Source organism: Mycolicibacterium rhodesiae (assembly GCF_002086695.1).
In the GTDB taxonomy this organism is placed as follows: Bacteria; Actinomycetota; Actinomycetes; order Mycobacteriales; family Mycobacteriaceae; genus Mycobacterium; species Mycobacterium rhodesiae.
Genome location: NZ_MVIH01000008.1, coordinates 203579 through 219064 on the forward strand (window position 1 = coordinate 203579; position 15486 = coordinate 219064).

The window sequence follows — 15486 nt, forward strand, 5'->3', positions numbered from 1 at the left end:
CGGACTAGTCTGACTGTATGTTCAAACAGACTCCGGCACCGGTGCCTGCCGATGGCCTTGCGGCCGCCCTCGCCCCGTTCGGGCAGTCGCGGATGTTGCCGCGGGAGGCCTACGTCGACCCGAAGGTCTTCGACTGGGAGAAACAGAACATCTTCGGCGGCTGGCATTGTGTGGGTCATGCCGGTGATCTGGATGGAGTCGGCGCCCAGAAGGCGGTCGGCTCGGGTTCGGACGGAATCCTGTTGGTGCGTGGCGAGGACGGCCGGGTGCGTGCGTTCGCCAACGTGTGCCGCCACCGCGGTCACGAACTGCTTGCCTGCGGTGCGAGTGCCAAACGGCGCGGGATCATCTGCCCCTACCACTCGTGGTCGTACAAGCTGAACGGTGAGCTGCGCAATGCGCCGGCCTTCGACGGCATCAGCGGCCCCGATCCGGTCGAATTCGGTTTGACCGAACTGGCTTTGGTGGACTGGCACGGCTATCTTTTCGTGGACCCCAGCGGCAGCGACGGCGACTTCGCCCTGCACATCGCGGGACTGGAGGAGGTCGTCGGCCCCTACCGGACCGAGGACCTGAGGGTGGTCGCGCGGCACTCCTACGAGTTGGACACCAACTGGAAGGTGATCGTCGAGAACTATCAGGAGTGCTACCACTGCTCGACGATCCACCCCGAGCTGTCGAAGATCAGCCCCCCGACCAGTGGCGAGAACATCGACCTGCCCGGCGACTGGATGGGTGGCTGGATGGGCATGATCGACGAGGCCGAGACGATGTCGCTGAGCGGGCGAAGCGGCGGCGTCGCGATCAAGGGCCTGTCCGAGCACGAGTTGCGCACCGTGATGTATCTGGTGGGATTTCCCAACCTGCTGGTGAGCCTGCACCCGGACTATGTGATGACCCATCTGATGACACCACTGGCCGTCGACCGCACCCACGTGGAATGTGCGTGGGCCTTCCCCAGGGAAGCTTTGGACAAGCCCGGTTTCGACCCCTCCTACGCGGTGGACTTCTGGGACCTGACCAATCGGCAGGACTGGGCCGCATGCGAGTCGGTGCAGCGCGGGCTGAGCTCGCCCCATGCCCAGCCGGGGCCGCTGGCACCCGATGAGGACGGCGTCTATCAGTTCGTCACCCGGGTCGCGCGGGCCTACATGGGATCTCGCTGATCGCCCGCGGAGCTGGTAACGTGCGGTTCGGGCGCGCAGGACCGCCCGACGTCCGCTCGAAGAGGCTCAGCCTCCCTGCTTTTGGCTTGTGAATTTCTGACCGACCTCCTTCTCGGCCCGGCCTCGCGGACGCAGGGCATGTGAGAGGAGGCCGTCATGGCCAGCACCCTTCCCGACAATCCGTCATTGGAGCATTTGCGCTCCGACGCCCGTGCTCTGCAACGCGGAGTCAATTTCAACGAACGCCAAGCAATCGAGGCCGTCTACCGTCATCACCCCCGGCCTGACATTGCGCTGCAGCGCTTTCGGCTGCACGACGCGCAACTCACGATCGCTCGCCGGTACGGATTCAGCGGCTGGCCCGCGCTCGTCGAGTTCATGGCGATCGCCGACGAACTCGCCGTGGATCCCGGTGGGGTCGACGAGGCGAGCTTGGGCGTAGCCGATCAGTTCTGCTCGCTCGCGTCATTGCGCTATGACCACACCGACGCCCCACCGCGCTGGCAAGTCGCCGCGACACTACTCGAGGCCAATCCTGCTGTGCCGCAGCACCATGTGTGGGCCGCCGCAACGGCGGCCGATCCGGTCGCGCTGAACCATCACCTCGAGGATCAGCCGGAACTGGTCAGCACGGGCGGCGGCCCCTTCGGCTGGGTTCCGCTGATGTATCTGTGCTATTCGCGGGTCCCGTTGCCGCACAAGGAGAGTAACGTTGTTGCTGCAGCCACTGTGCTGCTCGACGCCGGCGCCGATCCGAACGCCGGTTATCTGTGGCGCGCACTGTCCACACCGTTCACGGCGCTCACCGGAGTGTTCGGCGAAGGCGAGCAGGGCCCCGGTCGTCAACCCCGGCACCGATTTGCGACCGCCTTGGCTCGCCTGTTGCTGGAGCGTGGCGCGCATCCCGTCGACCAGCAGACTCTCTACAACCGGATGTTTCGCGCCGACGATTCGCACCTCGAGTTGTTGTTGGACCACGGTCTGGCCGACGCAGGCCCGAGTCCGTGGGAGCGTCGCCTTGGTGAGGCGATGGAAACCCGCGACCAGATGTGGCGGCGGCAAATCGATTGGGCCGCTGATCATGGCTTCGCCGACCGACTTGTCCTGCTGGCTCGGCACGGGATCGATGTCTCGGGAGCCGAGCCGGTGCAACCATCGTTTCCCGATGACCCGAACGTCCGCGACGCCGACGGCGCGACGCCGCTACATCACGCGGCCTGGAGCGGTGACCTGGACCTGATACGTCGGTTGCTCGATGCCGGTGCGGACCCGGGTCTGGTCGACTTCCGCTATGGGACGACGCCTTTGGGCTGGGCGCAGCACGCCTACCAGACCGACGCGGTCGACTACTTGCGCAACTGGCAGACTCACACTCTGTGACCACGAAACGGGCCCTGATACTGGCCGGCGGCGGTATCGCCGGCATCGGCTGGGAGACCGGCATTTTGCGCGGGATCGCCGACGAATCGCCGGATACCGCTCAGAGTCTGCTGGATTCGGATGTGCTGGTCGGAACCTCGGCCGGCTCGACCGTCGCCGCACAGATCAGCAGTTCGCTGTCGCTGGAGGCGCTCTTCGAACGTCAGACCGCCGAACCCTCATCGGAGATCGACCCCGGGGTGGACATCGACGCGATCTCCGCCCTGTTCCTCTCGGCCATGGCCGAACCCGGCGCGCTGACCGAGAAACTTCAGCGGATCGGACGCATCGCGCTGGACACGCCCACCGTCGGTGAGTCGGTACGCAGACGTGTGATCGAAGCTCGGCTCCCCGAACATCGTTGGCCGGACCAGGATCTGCGGATCACCGCCATCGACACCGCAACCGGGGAACTGGTGGTGTTCGACTCGTCCTCCGGAGTTGACCTCGTCGACGCCGTGGCCGCCAGCTGCGCGGTGCCCGGTACCTGGCCGCCGGTGACGATCGGCGACCGGCGCTACATGGACGGCGGTGTCAGCAGCTCGGTCCACACCGCGGTGGCCGCCGACTGCGCGACGGCCGTGGTGCTGGTGCCGGCGAGCGAATCAGCGCCGAGCCCGTTCAGCAGTGGCACCGCGGCCGAGATCGCCGGCCTCGGTGCGCGCACCTTCGCCGTCTTCGCCGACGACGCCTCCCTGAGCGCCTTCGGGCCCAACCCGCTGGACCCGCGGTGCCGGATTCCGTCGGCGCTGGCCGGACGCGAGCAGGGCCGCCGGGTGGCGGCTGCCGTCACGGAGTTTCTGGCGTGATGATGATTTCCGGTCCGATGTGCCGGTAGCCGTCGAGCGCTTTGACGGCCAGTTCGCGGCCCAGGTCGATGATCTCGGCGGCTCGATGGAAATCCAAACTGCGGCAAGCGGTTCGGGGCACCTCGATGAGCAGGTCCGGGGGATAGGCGGCCATCTGATGGCGGGCCAGTGCGGCCTGTGCGATGTCGATGGTGCGGTTCATCACCGCGAAGCTGCCCAACTTGGGGATCGGAACTTCTCGTGAGCTGTCGATCAGCTGATCGTCGCTGCTCGGCTCGACCTCCTCGCCGTCCTCGGGCACCGAACTGGTTCCGAATCGGCTCAGCATCGACCTGGCCGCGGGGGTGTCCAGAATCGAACGGGCGGTGTTGGTGTCCAACAGCGCCGAGGTGCTACGCAACAACCGGCCCAGCCATTCGCTGCTGGCGGCCGCTTCCGGGGTTGCGGTGCTGTCCTGGCCGGCCTCCGGGTCGGGGCCGGACAGGCTGATCGCGATCGTCACGTCGGCATTGACGGCGGCGATCGGAGCCAGCGGAAGCGGGTCGAGGATGCCGCCGTCGGCCAGCAGCCTGCCGTCGAGCACGTGCGGGACGATCACGCCGGGGATGGCGATCGAGGCACGGATCGCGGCGTCGACCGGTCCGCGCTGCAACCACACCGATTTACCCGCGATCAGGTCGGTGGCCACCGCGGTATAGGGAATCGGCAGGTTCTCGATGGTGACGTCGCCGAGAATGTCGCGGACCGCGTCGAGGATCTTCTCGGCGCGCAGCACGCCGGCCGCGGTGATCGACGGATCGAGCAGTCGCAGCACGGCCCGCTGCGTCAACGTCTGGGCCCACTCCGCGAATTCGTCGAGCGAGCCGGCCGCGTGCAGGCCGCCCACCAATGCGCCCATCGACGAGCCTGCGACACCGACGATCTCGTAGCCGCGACGCGTCAGCTCGTCGATCACGCCGATGTGCGCGTATCCCCGCGCGCCACCGCTGCCGAGCGCAAGAGCGACCCGGGAGGTGGGGGATCGGACGGGCATGGGGTCCATTCTGCTCACCGACAGCGGAAGGGCACCCCTTTCGGGATGCCCTTCCGTGGTGGCGCGTGTCACCGCGCCGCGCTCAGTCGCGTTGAATCACGTCGATGGTGCCGAGCTTGTCGCCACCAACGGTGTATCCGAGCGAGTCGATTGTGGTGTCGCGGGCGTCACCGGACCCGCTGGGGGCGGCGGCCGCAGGGGCGGCCAGGCCGATGACGAGCGCGCTCATCGCGGTGCCGAGCAGGCCCGTGATCGCGTACTTGGTCATGATGATGTGCCTCTTCTTTGGTTTTCCTCTTGTGTGCCGGCTTTTCGCCGGTCAATTACAAAGAGGTAAACCGCGTGGTCAGGCATTTAATTCCGGTGGCAGCAACTGAGCGACGGCTGGCAGAATCGCGCCCTGCGCCGACTTTTGCTATCCGTGATCGAAACGGTCAGCAGCCACCCTCGGCGGCCGCCTTCACCGCGATGATGACCGCCGCCTGTTGCGCCGTCGACAACTGTCCCCAGGTGCTGTTGAACGTCGCCGGGCCCGGGGCGGCGCCGCCCTGCAGTTCCTTGAGGAACGGTTCGACCAGCGTCGCCGGCTCGCCGCCCTTGGCTTCCATCCACTTCTTCGTCGCCATGCAGGCCTGCGCATATTGTTCTTCGGTCGATTCAGCGGGCGTATCAATCCGGGTGGTGACGCCACCCGGCGAGGTGCCGACTGTGCCCGACGGCGCAGCCGCTTCCGTCGACTGCGCTCCACTGCTCGACGGCGCCGCAGTAGTAGACGGCGATTGCCCGCCGCCGCCTGACGAGCACGCCGTCAGCACGGCGGCCACGCCCGCGACACACGCCGCGGCGGCGGACAGGGAGCGACATCGGTAGGGGCGCATCGTGTCAATCTATGCAACACTGGCGGCCATGACGGAGCGGACCAGGTCCAGGGAGTGTTGTCGGTACTAGCCGACCCCCGATCTGACCCTGCAACGTGCGGAAAGTTTCTCGTCATGCCGTATTCGGGCGCTGCCCTTTCACTTGCCACCTTCCCGTCCATCGCACCCGCCGTCTCCGCGCCAACCCGGCTGCGGTTGCCTGACCTCATGCACGCCACCGATCGGTACGCCGACGGTGTGCTGCGCGGTCAGTTCGACGCGCTGCTGCCCGCCGGTGGTCCGCCGAGCGACGAACGCTGGTTCACCCGGTTGCACGCCGACGACGAGCTCGACGTCTGGCTGATCAGCTGGGTCGCCGACCACACCACCGAACTGCACGACCACGGCGGCTCGCTGGGTGCGCTGACCGTTCTCTCCGGCGCTCTGCACGAATACCGTTGGGACGGTGAGCGTTTGCACCGCCGCCGCCTCGACGCGGGAGACCAGGCGGCCTTCCCGCTGGGGTGGGTGCACGACGTCGTCGGCGCACCGGCCGTCGCGGCCCCCGCGTCTGCGACACTGAGTGTGCACGCGTACTCACCGCCGTTGACAGCGATGTCGTATTACGAAGTCACCGAACGCAATACGCTGCGCCGCACACGCACCGAACTGACCGACGCACCCGAAGGGAGCTGATCCGATGAGCAGCCGAATCGACCGCGTTCTGGCCGACGCCCGGGCGCGACTGCACCGGCTGGCGGCGCAGGAGCTCCCAGCGGCGCTGCGTCGCGGAGCCATCCTGGTCGACATCCGCCCGGCCGCGCAACGCGCCGCCGAAGGCGAGACGCCGGCCGCGTTGGTGATCGAACGCAATGTGCTGGAGTGGCGCTGCGATCCGACCAGCGACGCCAAGCTGCCCCAGGCGAAAGACGATGACGTCGAGTGGGTGATCCTGTGCTCGCAGGGCTACACCTCGAGCTTGGCGGCGGCCGCATTGCAGGACCTCGGACTGCATCGCGCCACCGATGTCGTCGGCGGCTATCAGGCCTTGGCCGCAGCCGACATACTCGCCGAGTTGAGCGAGCTCACTCCGGCGCCTTGACGATTCCGCGCAGGCGCTCGGTCTTCTCCGGCGTCCACCCCGGCGGCTGCAGGATCGACGCCCACGCGTTGACGACGTCGCGCACGTAACGGTGGCCATGTCCGTCGGGAACGTCGACGGCCACCGCCATGTCCGCGGACACCTGCAAGAACGTGACGATCGGAATCCAGTACATATCCGGCGACACGTCATACCCGCGCGTCTCACGTAACCAATCCGGTTCGGCGAACAGCAGATTCGGATTCCACCAACTGATGGGATCGGATGCGTGCTGGAGGTAGACGATCCGCGGGTAGCCCCACGGCTTGTCGGGCCTGCCCAGATTGTCGGGACGCGCGGCGAACCGGATGTTCTGGCCGTCGTCGAAGATCGGCAGCCACATCGGGGACCCGGCGTCCCGGTTGACGGTGACGTCGTCCCACATCGTGTTGTTGAACGTCGGGCCGGAGAACAGCGCCCCGTCGGTGCGGGCGATGATGTTGTTCGGGCTCAGGAACGGCGCCTCGCCGCCGAAGGATCCCAGGCTCTCGCCGAACACCACGATCTTGGGCCGCTGGGCTTCAGGCATCTCGCGCAGTCGCGCGTCGACCGCCTCGAACAATGCCTGGCCCGCCTGCCGGGCGTTCTCCTTGTCCACCAGGAACGACAGCCAGCTCGGCAGGAACGAGTACTGCATGCTGACGATCGCGGTGTCGCCGTTGTACATGTATTCCAGAGCCGACGCTTCGGCCTCGTTGATCCAGCCCGTCCCCGTCGTCGTCGCGACGGCGATGACCTTGCGCTTGAATCCGCCGGCGCGCTCCAACTCTCGCGCTGCCAGCTCGGCGGATGCCTTGATGCCGTCGGCGGAGTTCTTGCCCGCGTAGGCCCGGATCGGTTCCACCGCCGGGGCGCCGTTGAACTTGGTCAGTTCCTCGACGGATGGTCCACCGGCGACGAACACGCGGCCCTGGTGGCCGAGGGTGTCCCAGGCGACCAGCGAGCCGGGGCCACCGGAGCGCAGCGGCGTCGTCGGGGCCGGGTTGTCCGGATCCATCTCGTCGTTCACCGAGGCGAAAGTGCTGTTCAGGAAGCTCATTCCGCCCCTGATCACCACGCCGTTGAGTATCGCAATCGTCAGGCTGAGCAGCAGCACCACGACAACCACCGCCGAAACACGCGGTGGCGCATACCGATTCAACAGGCGGACCAGATATCTGACGAGTCTGCCGACCAGTTGCCCGATTTCGACGAACAAGAACAGCACGACCACGCCGATGATCGCGGCCTGCGGGTAGTTGTACCACTGCAGCCGCGGCACACCCATCAGGTCGCGAACGTGGTCCTGCCAGACGTGGAACCAGTAGATCGTCACGACCAGCCAGACGATTCCGACGGCGACCAGCACCGGCCACGCCCACCGCGGCGGGCGTGGGCTGGATGGACGGGACAACATGAACCGCACCAGCCATACGGCGAACACACCCAGTCCATAGCCGACAGCGCCGGCGGCGCCGCTGACGAGGCCTTGGAACAACGGTCCGCGCGGCAGCAGCGACGGGCTCAGGGACAGGCCGAGGAACACCAGGCCGACAGCCGTTCCGGTGAACGTGTAGCGGCGCTGCCACCAATCCGGCTTGGGCTCGGATTTGGGCTCCTCCACAACCTCCGGCTCGGTGACGGTCACGTCAGCACCTTAGCGGTGCGTGAAGTTCGCAGGGCGTTTCTCGGTGAAGGCAGCCATACCCTCCGTCTGGTCGTCGGTGGCGAACGCGGAGTGGAACAGCCGACGCTCGTAGAGCAGACCTTCGGTCAGCGTCGATTCGAAGGCGCGGTTGACGGCTTCCTTGGCCATCCGTGCTGCTGAGCGTGACATCTGCGAGATGGTCGTCGCGACGGCTTTCGCCTCGGTGAGCAGGTCGTCTGCCGGTACCACCCGCGACACCAGTCCGCTGCGCTCGGCCTCGGCGGCGTCGATGGTGCGGCCGGTCAGGATGAGGTCCATCGCCTTGGCCTTGCCGATCGCCCGGGTGAGCCGTTGCGAGCCGCCCATGCCGGGCAGCACGCCGAGTTTGATCTCGGGTTGGCCGAACTTTGCGGTATCGGCGGCGATCAGGACGTCGCACATCATCGCCAGCTCGCACCCACCACCGAGGGCGTAGCCGGCGACCGCGGCGATCGTCGGGGTGCGGACGGCGGCCAGCTTGCTCCACGCCGCGAAGAAGTCCGCGTCGAAAACCTCGGAGAACGAGAGTTCGGCCATCTCCTTGATGTCGGCACCGGCGGCGAACGCCTTGTCGTTGCCGGTGATGACGATGGCGCCGATCCCCGGATCGTTGTCGAATTCGGCGGCGGCCGTGGTGACCTCGACCATCACCTGGCTGTTGAGCGCGTTGAGCGCCTTGGGCCGGTTGAGGGTGATCGTGCCGACCCGCTCGTCGCGGTCGACCAGGATGGTTTGGTAACTCACTTGTCCTCCTCGAAGGTCAGGTCCGGGTCTGCCGGCGCGAAGTACTGTTCCACATCCTGCTCGGTCACCGCGGCCAGTGACGGCGGGTTCCACGTCGGGTTGCGGTCTTTGTCGATGATCTGCGCGCGGATGCCCTCGACGAAGTCGTGGGAGTCCAGCGACGCCGACGACACTCTGTACTCCTGCACCAGAACGTCTTCCAGGGTCTCCAGCGCGGCGGCGCGGCGCACTGAGGCCAGGGCGACGGACGCGGCGATCGGGGAGCGGGAGGCGATGAGGTCGCCTGCTTTCCTGGCGTCCTCGTCGTCGTAGGCGCGCAGGGCGGCGACGATGTCGGCGACGGTCTCGCCCGCATAGCATTCGTCGATCCAATGCTGTTGCGACAGAAGGTGACTGGCCGGCGGGTCGGTGGCGAACGCCTGAACGGCGGCATCGACACCGTCGGCGACGATCGCTTCGACGAATCCCTGCAACTGCACGTGCGGGACGTAGTGGTCGGCGAATCCGAGCGCGATGGCGTCGGCCCCGGAGAACGGCGCGCCGGACAGCGCGGCGTGCGAGCCGAGTTGACCGGGGGCCCGGGACAACAGATAGGTGCCGCCGACGTCGGGGACGAAGCCGATCCCCACCTCGGGCATGGCGACCTTGGAGGTGTCGGTCACCACGCGAACGCTGCCGTGTGCGGCGACGCCGACTCCGCCGCCCATCACGATGCCGTCCATGATCGCCACGAAGGGCTTGGGGAAGTTGGCGATCTGGGCGTTGAGGCGGTACTCGTCGAGCCAGAACCGGCGAGCTTCGGAACCGTCGCCGCGGGCGCTGTGGTAGATCGCCACCACGTCGCCGCCTGCACACAGGCCGCGTTCCCCCTCGCCGGCGAGGACCACCGCGCGGACGTCGTCGTCGTCGGCCCAGTCGGTGAGCGCCTTCGCGATGATCGTGACCATGGTGTGGGTCAGCGAGTTGATGGCCTTCGGGCGATTGAGTGTCAGGAAGCCGACGCCGCCGTCGACCCGGGTCAAGACTTCGTCGGATTCAGCCGTCACGGCGGGCGGTCCTTCCGTCCATCAAATTGGTTGGATGTCCTAGTTTTTCACTGGGGAAAATACCAGTTGGCAAAAGATCGTCACCCGCCGGATGCCGCTCACAGGTAAGGTCAGGCTTCGTAGCGCCGGACACGCCGGGAAGAACGTTGTGGACTTCCTGGGAACTGGTTCCGGCAGCCGTTCGTTGACGGTGTGTTACGCGACTTCCAGGAGAGGATTCCGACGGTGCGGGAGACCAGCAACCCGGTATTTCGTTCGCTGCCCAAGCAGCAGGGCGGATACGCACAATTCGGTACCGGTGTAGCCGGTGCTCAGCAGGTGGCTTACCAGACCGATCCCTACGCTGGCGCCTACCAGCCGCAGACCGGCGTCTCGCGGCCCATGACGATCGACGACGTCGTCACCAAGACCGGCATCACCCTCGGTGTGCTGTCCGTCGTCGCGGTCATCTCCTACTTCCTCGTCTCGGCCAACCTGGCCCTGGCCACGCCGCTCACCCTGATCGGTGGGCTAGGCGGGCTGGTCCTGGTGCTGATCGCGACGTTCGGTCGTAAGCAGGACAACCCCGCCATCGTTCTCAGCTACGCCGCGCTCGAGGGGCTGTTCGTCGGCGCGGTGTCGTTCATCTTCGCCAACGTGGTGGTGTCCGGCGCCAACGCCGGTGTGCTGATCAGCCAGGCGGTGCTCGGCACCATCGGCGTGTTCTTCGGCATGCTCGTCGTCTACAAGACCGGCGCCATCCGGGTCACCCCCAAGTTCACCCGCATGATCGTCGCGGCCATGGTCGGCGTGCTGGTGCTGATCCTGGGCAACTTCGTGCTGGCGATGTTCGGTGTCGGCGGCGGCGAAGGCCTCGGCCTGCGCAGCGGCGGCCCGGTGGCGATCATGTTCTCGCTGTTCGTGATCGCGCTGGCGGCGTTCAGCTTCCTGATCGACTTCGACGCTGCCGATCAGATGATCCGCGCCGGTGCGCCGGAGAAGGCGGCCTGGGGCGTGGCCCTCGGCCTGACCGTGACGCTGGTCTGGCTGTACATCGAGATCCTGCGGCTGCTCAGCTACTTCCAACAGCGCTAGCTGCCTCACCGTGCAAAGCCCCGGCCTGACGGCCGGGGCTTTGTTTTTTGTGTCGAGTCAGAAGCCAGTGCGATGCGCACGCGGATTTCGGCGCACTCAGTTCTGACTCGATGGGCTGTGGATGAGCGAACGCAGCAGTGGCGGTTCACCGCCATCCTGTGCGAGTGCAGCGGGTGTTCATCGGAAGCGACGCGATCGCTGCGGGCGAGCTGACCAGATATCAGCTCCGGGCGCACTGCCGACGCATTTTTCCGGACGTGTATGCATACGGGGCCGGCGAGCTGTCGGTCCGTGACCGTGCAGTCGCGGCTGTTCTCTGGTCTCGAGGTCGCGCTGTCGTGACCGGTTTGGCTGCGTCTGCAGTGCACGGAGCGAAGTGGATCGATGCATCGGTACCGATCGAGCTCAGCTACCCGAACAACAAGGCGCCGTCGGGGATCGTCACTCGCGCCGAGACGTTGTTCGGAGACGAGGTGCACTCCGTACCGGGTTTACCGGTTACCACGTTGGCGCGCACGACCTTCGATCTCGCGCGGCGGGGGACGCTGGGCGAAGCGGTGGCCCGAGTCGATGCGCTCGCGAACGCCACCCGGTTGAGCGTCGACGAGGTACTGGAGTTGCTGCCACGCCATCCCAATGTGCGAGGAGTGCGCCGAGTGCCTGCGGTCCTCGACCTCGCCGATGCCGGATCGCAATCCCCGCGAGAGACATGGTTGAGGCTGTTGCTGATCGCGGCTGGATTTCCGCGCCCCGAAACGCAGATACCAGTGCTGCGCGCCGACGGTCGTTCGCACTACTACCTGGACATGGGGTGGCGCGATGTGATGGTCGCGGTCGAGTACGACGGCGAGCAGCATCGCCTGGATCGCGGCATCTATCGCAACGATCGGACCAGGTCGGAATTCATCGCCGATATCGGGTGGCGCAGAATCCGAGTGGTCGCCGGCGACCGAACGGCCGACATCATCGAACGGACCAGGCGCGCATGGACATCGAGTCAGACCCCAGGGCGATGAAGTCGTAGCGATCGTCGCTCTGAGGTCTGACTCGATGGCGAACTAGCTGAGGCGCTCGATCACCATGGCCATGCCCTGGCCGCCGCCGACGCACATCGTCTCGATGCCGAACGTCTTGTCGTGGGTCTGCAGGTTGTTCAGCAGCGTGGCGGTGATTCGCGCGCCGGTCATGCCGAACGGATGCCCCAGCGCGATCGCGCCGCCGGAGACGTTCAGCTTGTCCTCATCCATGCCGAGCGCCCGCGCCGAGCCGAGCACCTGGACAGCGAACGCCTCGTTGATCTCGTAGAGGTCGATGTCGCCGATCGTCATGTTCGCCTGCGCGAGAGCCTTTTTCACGGCCTCGATCGGGCCGAGGCCCATGATCTCCGGCGACAGGCCGGACACGCCCGTCGACACGATCCGCGCCAGCGGGGTCAGCCCCAGCTCCTTGGCCTTGGTGTCGGACATGATCACCAGCGCGGCCGCGCCGTCGTTCAGCGGACACGCATTACCCGCGGTGATCGTGCCGTTGGGCCGGAACACCGGCTTGAGCTGGCTGATCTTCTCGTAGGTGGTGCCGGCGCGCGGTCCGTCGTCCTTGGACACGACGGTGCCGTCGGGCAGGGTGACCGGCACGATCTCGCGCTCGAAGAAGCCGCTGTTGATGGCTTCCTCGGCCTTGTTCTGGGAACGCACGCCCCAGTGGTCCTGGTCTTCGCGGCTGATGCCGGTGAACAGCGCGACGTTCTCGGCGGTCTGACCCATCGCGATGTACACGTCGGGCAGCAGGCCGTCCTCGCGCGGATCGTGCCATTCGTCGGCGCCGGCGGTGGCCGCGTCCGAGCGGGCCATCGCATCCGCGAACAGCGAGTTCTTGGTGTCCGGCCAGCCGTCGGCGTTGCCCTTGCCGAAGCGGGACACCGTCTCGACACCGGCCGAGATGAACGCGTGGCCCTCGCCGGCCTTGATCGCGTGGAACGCCATCCGGGTGGTCTGCAGCGACGACGAGCAGTACCGGTTGACGGTGGTGCCCGGCATGAAGTCGTAACCCAGCTCGACGGCGACCGCCCGGCCGATGTTGAAGCCCGACTCACCACCGGGCTGACCGCAGCCCATGATCAGGTCGTCGATGTCGTGCGGATCTAGCGAGGGCACTTTGTCCAGCGCGGCGCGCACCATCTGGGCGGCGAGATCGTCGGGACGAATGTCGACCAGCGACCCCTTCATCGCGCGCCCGATCGGCGAGCGGGCGGTGGAAACGATGACAGCTTCGGGCATGACGGCTCCTTGGTATGCAGCGACGACTGCACACGAACCTAGCTCGCGGTCACCACGATCGGTGCGGGGACCCCGGTTGTTCTGCGGCGCAGCAGCTGTGCCAGCGGCCCGAGCCGGTCGGTCAGTGCGCGTACCTCCGACTTGGTCGCCCACGGCAGGTCGGGCACCGTGACACCGGTCCACTCGCCGAGGGCATGGCACAGCGCGGGCATCAATTGGTTGGCGGCCAACGCATATCCCGCGGCCGACGGGTGGTAGCGGTCCTCGGAGAACATCACCTCGGGCGCCTGCCGGAAGTTCGGCGCCAGCAGATCCGCCAGCGGCACCGGGACCCCGCCCGCGGCGCGCACCGCAGCCGCCTGCACGCGGGCCAACCGCAGGCCGCGGTTACGGGCCGTCCATCGCAGGGGTTGGGGGATGTCTTTGATGACGCCGAAATCCGGGCATGTCCCGACCACCACCACCGCACCGGAGGCACGCAGGCGCTGAACCGCCGCGCCCAGGCGGCGCGCCGAGGGGCTGATCCCGTTGAGCGCGGTGATGTCGTTGGCGCCGATCATGATCACGGCCGCATCCGGTGGGGGCCCGGCTACGAACATCGCGTCGACCTGACCGGACAGGCCCTTGGACGTCGCACCCACGATCGCCTTGGTCGACAGCCGGATGAGCTTGCCGGACTCCTCGGCGAGGCCTCGGGCGAGCAGCACGCCGGGCACCTCGTCGGCGCTGCGACAGCCGTAGCCGGTGGCCGTCGAGTCGCCGAACACCATCAGATGCAGGTCGAACTCCATCCCGCGCTCCCAGCGCTGGACGGGGCCGCCGCCCGGCGCGTAGACACCGTCCGCCCGCGGTGGGATGTCCCACGACTTCGGAATCACATTGCGGACCTGGTCGGCCTGACCGGTGAGCAAACTGCGCGCACCCAGGACGGCGGTTCCGGTCGAGGCCAGAACCCCCGCCGCTGCCAGCGCGGCCGTTGACTTCCGCGGAGCGCGTATCCCCACGAGTCCAGTTTAGGTGCTGCTCGGGCGTCAATTCGGGGCGCAACAGTGGCCCCGCGATTACAGACAGGTATCAGATCCGGTAAGAAATCAGATCGTTAGTTGTTATAGGTAAGGCAGATGGCAAGCTAAGTCACCGGGCTTAACTAACAGGCCCGGGACACGTATCTACATTGGCGTAGGGAGTGTTGACGATGACCGCACCCAGCAAGGTCCGGGCTTCTGCCCCTCATCATGTTCACGCTGGTGGCGGTCGCCCGCGCCGGTACCCGGTCAGCGACGGAGCGCCGGTCGAGGTCGTCGAGAGCGGCCCGAGTGTCGCCGCGCGGCTGGTCTCGATGGGCACCCGTGCCACCATGTGGCCCACGTTGGCAGTGCTCAGCCATGTGCCGCACTGGCCATGGCCGTTCGGTCTGGTCGACTTCGTCGCCCGCGCGCTGCTTCCCACCCCCGGCACGGTGCGCGCCACTGTCGGTTTGCCGAACGCCTCAGCGCAACTGGTCCGGGCGCCCGGCGTCCTGCCTGCCGACGGCAACCGCCGCATCGTGCTGTACATGCACGGCGGCGCCTTCCTCACCTGCGGGGTGAACTCGCACAGCCGCATCTCGGTCGCGCTGTCGAAGTTCGCCGACTCGCCGGTGCTGGTGGTCGACTATCGGCTCATCCCGAAGCACACCATCGGCAACGCCGTCGACGACTGCTATGACGCGTACCAGTGGCTGCGGACCCGCGGGTACGAACCCGACCAGATCGTGCTGGCCGGGGACTCGGCGGGCGGTTATCTGGCCCTGACCCTGGCGCAGCGGCTGCAGGCCCTCGGCGAGGAGCCCGCCGCACTGGTGGCCATCTCGCCGCTGCTTCAGCTCGACCATGAGCAGAAGGTGGCCCACCCGAATATGCGCACCGACGCGATGTTCCCGCCCAAGGCGTTCGACGCCCTGGTCGCCCTGGTCGCGCGAGCCGCGGCCAAGAACATCGTCGACGGCGAACCCGAGGGCGTCTATGAGCCGCTCGACCACATCGAGCCCGGCCTTCCGCGCACGCTGATCCACGTGTCCGGATCGGAAGTACTGCTGCACGACGCCCGGCTCGCGGCGCGTCGGCTCGCCGCCGCCGGCGTCCCCACTGAAGTGCGGGTGTGGCCCGGCCAGATCCACGACTTCCAGCTCGCCGCACCGCTCATCCCCGAAGCCAAACGCTCACTGCGTCAGATCGGCGAGTACATCCGCGAAGCGACCGGCTAGCCGCGCGGAT

Annotated in this window: 16 protein-coding genes; 8 read left to right on the top strand and 8 right to left on the bottom strand. The window is 67.0% G+C overall.

All coding sequences use genetic code 11. The annotated features are described in order from the left end of the window. The first annotated feature begins 17 nt into the window (after positions 1 to 17). From BST42_RS18215 to BST42_RS18225, 3 genes are all read left to right on the top strand, one after another. The gene (locus BST42_RS18215; protein WP_083120700.1) at positions 18 to 1166 is read left to right on the top strand and encodes an aromatic ring-hydroxylating oxygenase subunit alpha; all 1149 of its coding nucleotides are present in this window, start codon (positions 18 to 20) and stop codon (positions 1164 to 1166) included. 156 nt (positions 1167 to 1322) lie between these two features. Continuing rightward, entirely contained in the window at positions 1323 to 2546 is a 1224-nt protein-coding gene (locus BST42_RS18220; protein ID WP_083120701.1) for an ankyrin repeat domain-containing protein, read from the top strand. Next, a complete protein-coding gene (locus tag BST42_RS18225; protein ID WP_083120702.1) occupies positions 2543 to 3394 on the top strand; it encodes a patatin-like phospholipase family protein in 852 nt (283 codons plus the stop codon). Before BST42_RS18220 ends, BST42_RS18225 begins: the two co-directional genes overlap by 4 nt. Here the strand turns inward: BST42_RS18225 and BST42_RS18230 are convergent. The 3 genes from BST42_RS18230 to lpqV all read right to left on the bottom strand — a co-directional run bounded on the left by BST42_RS18230 (position 3375) and on the right by lpqV (position 5305). Further along, on the bottom strand, positions 3375 to 4427 hold the full coding sequence (locus tag BST42_RS18230; protein WP_083120703.1) for a patatin-like phospholipase family protein: 1053 nt from the start codon (positions 4425 to 4427) through the stop codon (positions 3375 to 3377). The genes BST42_RS18225 and BST42_RS18230 overlap by 20 nt on opposite strands. Before the next feature lie 82 nt (positions 4428 to 4509). Continuing rightward, positions 4510 to 4695, bottom strand: coding sequence for a hypothetical protein (locus tag BST42_RS18235; RefSeq protein ID WP_083120704.1), 186 nt, complete (start codon positions 4693 to 4695; stop codon positions 4510 to 4512). A 166-nt stretch (positions 4696 to 4861) separates the two neighbouring features. Next, positions 4862 to 5305, bottom strand: a complete 444-nt coding sequence (gene lpqV / locus BST42_RS18240; RefSeq protein ID WP_083120705.1) for a lipoprotein LpqV — start codon at positions 5303 to 5305, stop codon at positions 4862 to 4864. Positions 5306 to 5419: 114 nt separating this feature from the next. Between lpqV and BST42_RS18245 the strand changes: the two genes are divergently transcribed. After that, positions 5420 to 5980 carry a cupin domain-containing protein gene (locus BST42_RS18245; protein ID WP_083120706.1) on the top strand — a complete coding sequence of 187 codons (561 nt, stop codon included), beginning with the start codon at positions 5420 to 5422 and terminating at the stop codon, positions 5978 to 5980. A gap of 4 nt (positions 5981 to 5984) precedes the next feature. After that, positions 5985 to 6386 carry a rhodanese-like domain-containing protein gene (locus tag BST42_RS18250; protein WP_083120707.1) on the top strand — a complete coding sequence of 134 codons (402 nt, stop codon included), beginning with the start codon at positions 5985 to 5987 and terminating at the stop codon, positions 6384 to 6386. Here the strand turns inward: BST42_RS18250 and BST42_RS18255 are convergent. From BST42_RS18255 to BST42_RS18265, 3 genes are read right to left on the bottom strand one after another with little or no spacing between them, the layout of a single operon-like run. Next, entirely contained in the window at positions 6370 to 8052 is a 1683-nt protein-coding gene (locus BST42_RS18255; RefSeq protein ID WP_083120708.1) for an alpha/beta hydrolase, read from the bottom strand. The two genes, BST42_RS18250 and BST42_RS18255, sit on opposite strands and share 17 nt — an antisense overlap. Positions 8053 to 8061: 9 nt before the next feature. Beyond that, positions 8062 to 8835, bottom strand: a complete 774-nt coding sequence (locus tag BST42_RS18260) for an enoyl-CoA hydratase (protein WP_083120709.1) — start codon at positions 8833 to 8835, stop codon at positions 8062 to 8064. Next, positions 8832 to 9881, bottom strand: a complete 1050-nt coding sequence (locus BST42_RS18265; protein WP_083120710.1) for an enoyl-CoA hydratase/isomerase family protein — start codon at positions 9879 to 9881, stop codon at positions 8832 to 8834. The genes BST42_RS18260 and BST42_RS18265 overlap by 4 nt, the downstream gene beginning before the upstream one ends. A gap of 225 nt (positions 9882 to 10106) precedes the next feature. Here BST42_RS18265 and BST42_RS18270 point away from each other — a divergent pair, with 225 nt between their 5' ends. Together BST42_RS18270 and BST42_RS18275 are read left to right on the top strand one after the other, a co-directional pair. Then, positions 10107 to 10955 (top strand): Bax inhibitor-1/YccA family protein, encoded by an 849-nt coding sequence (locus tag BST42_RS18270; RefSeq protein ID WP_083120767.1) that lies wholly within the window; start codon positions 10107 to 10109, stop codon positions 10953 to 10955. Positions 10956 to 11119: 164 nt separating this feature from the next. Beyond that, a complete protein-coding gene (locus BST42_RS18275; RefSeq protein ID WP_083120768.1) occupies positions 11120 to 11971 on the top strand; it encodes a hypothetical protein in 852 nt (283 codons plus the stop codon). 42 nt (positions 11972 to 12013) lie between these two features. Here the strand turns inward: BST42_RS18275 and BST42_RS18280 are convergent, their stop codons facing one another. Together BST42_RS18280 and BST42_RS18285 are read right to left on the bottom strand one after the other, a co-directional pair. Further along, positions 12014 to 13231, bottom strand: a complete 1218-nt coding sequence (locus BST42_RS18280) for an acetyl-CoA C-acetyltransferase (protein ID WP_083120711.1) — start codon at positions 13229 to 13231, stop codon at positions 12014 to 12016. A 38-nt stretch (positions 13232 to 13269) separates the two neighbouring features. Next, entirely contained in the window at positions 13270 to 14235 is a 966-nt protein-coding gene (locus BST42_RS18285) for an SGNH/GDSL hydrolase family protein (RefSeq protein ID WP_083120712.1), read from the bottom strand. Positions 14236 to 14426: 191 nt separating this feature from the next. Between BST42_RS18285 and BST42_RS18290 the strand changes: the two genes are divergently transcribed. After that, entirely contained in the window at positions 14427 to 15476 is a 1050-nt protein-coding gene (locus BST42_RS18290) for an alpha/beta hydrolase (protein WP_083120713.1), read from the top strand. Positions 15477 to 15486 lie beyond the last annotated feature (10 nt).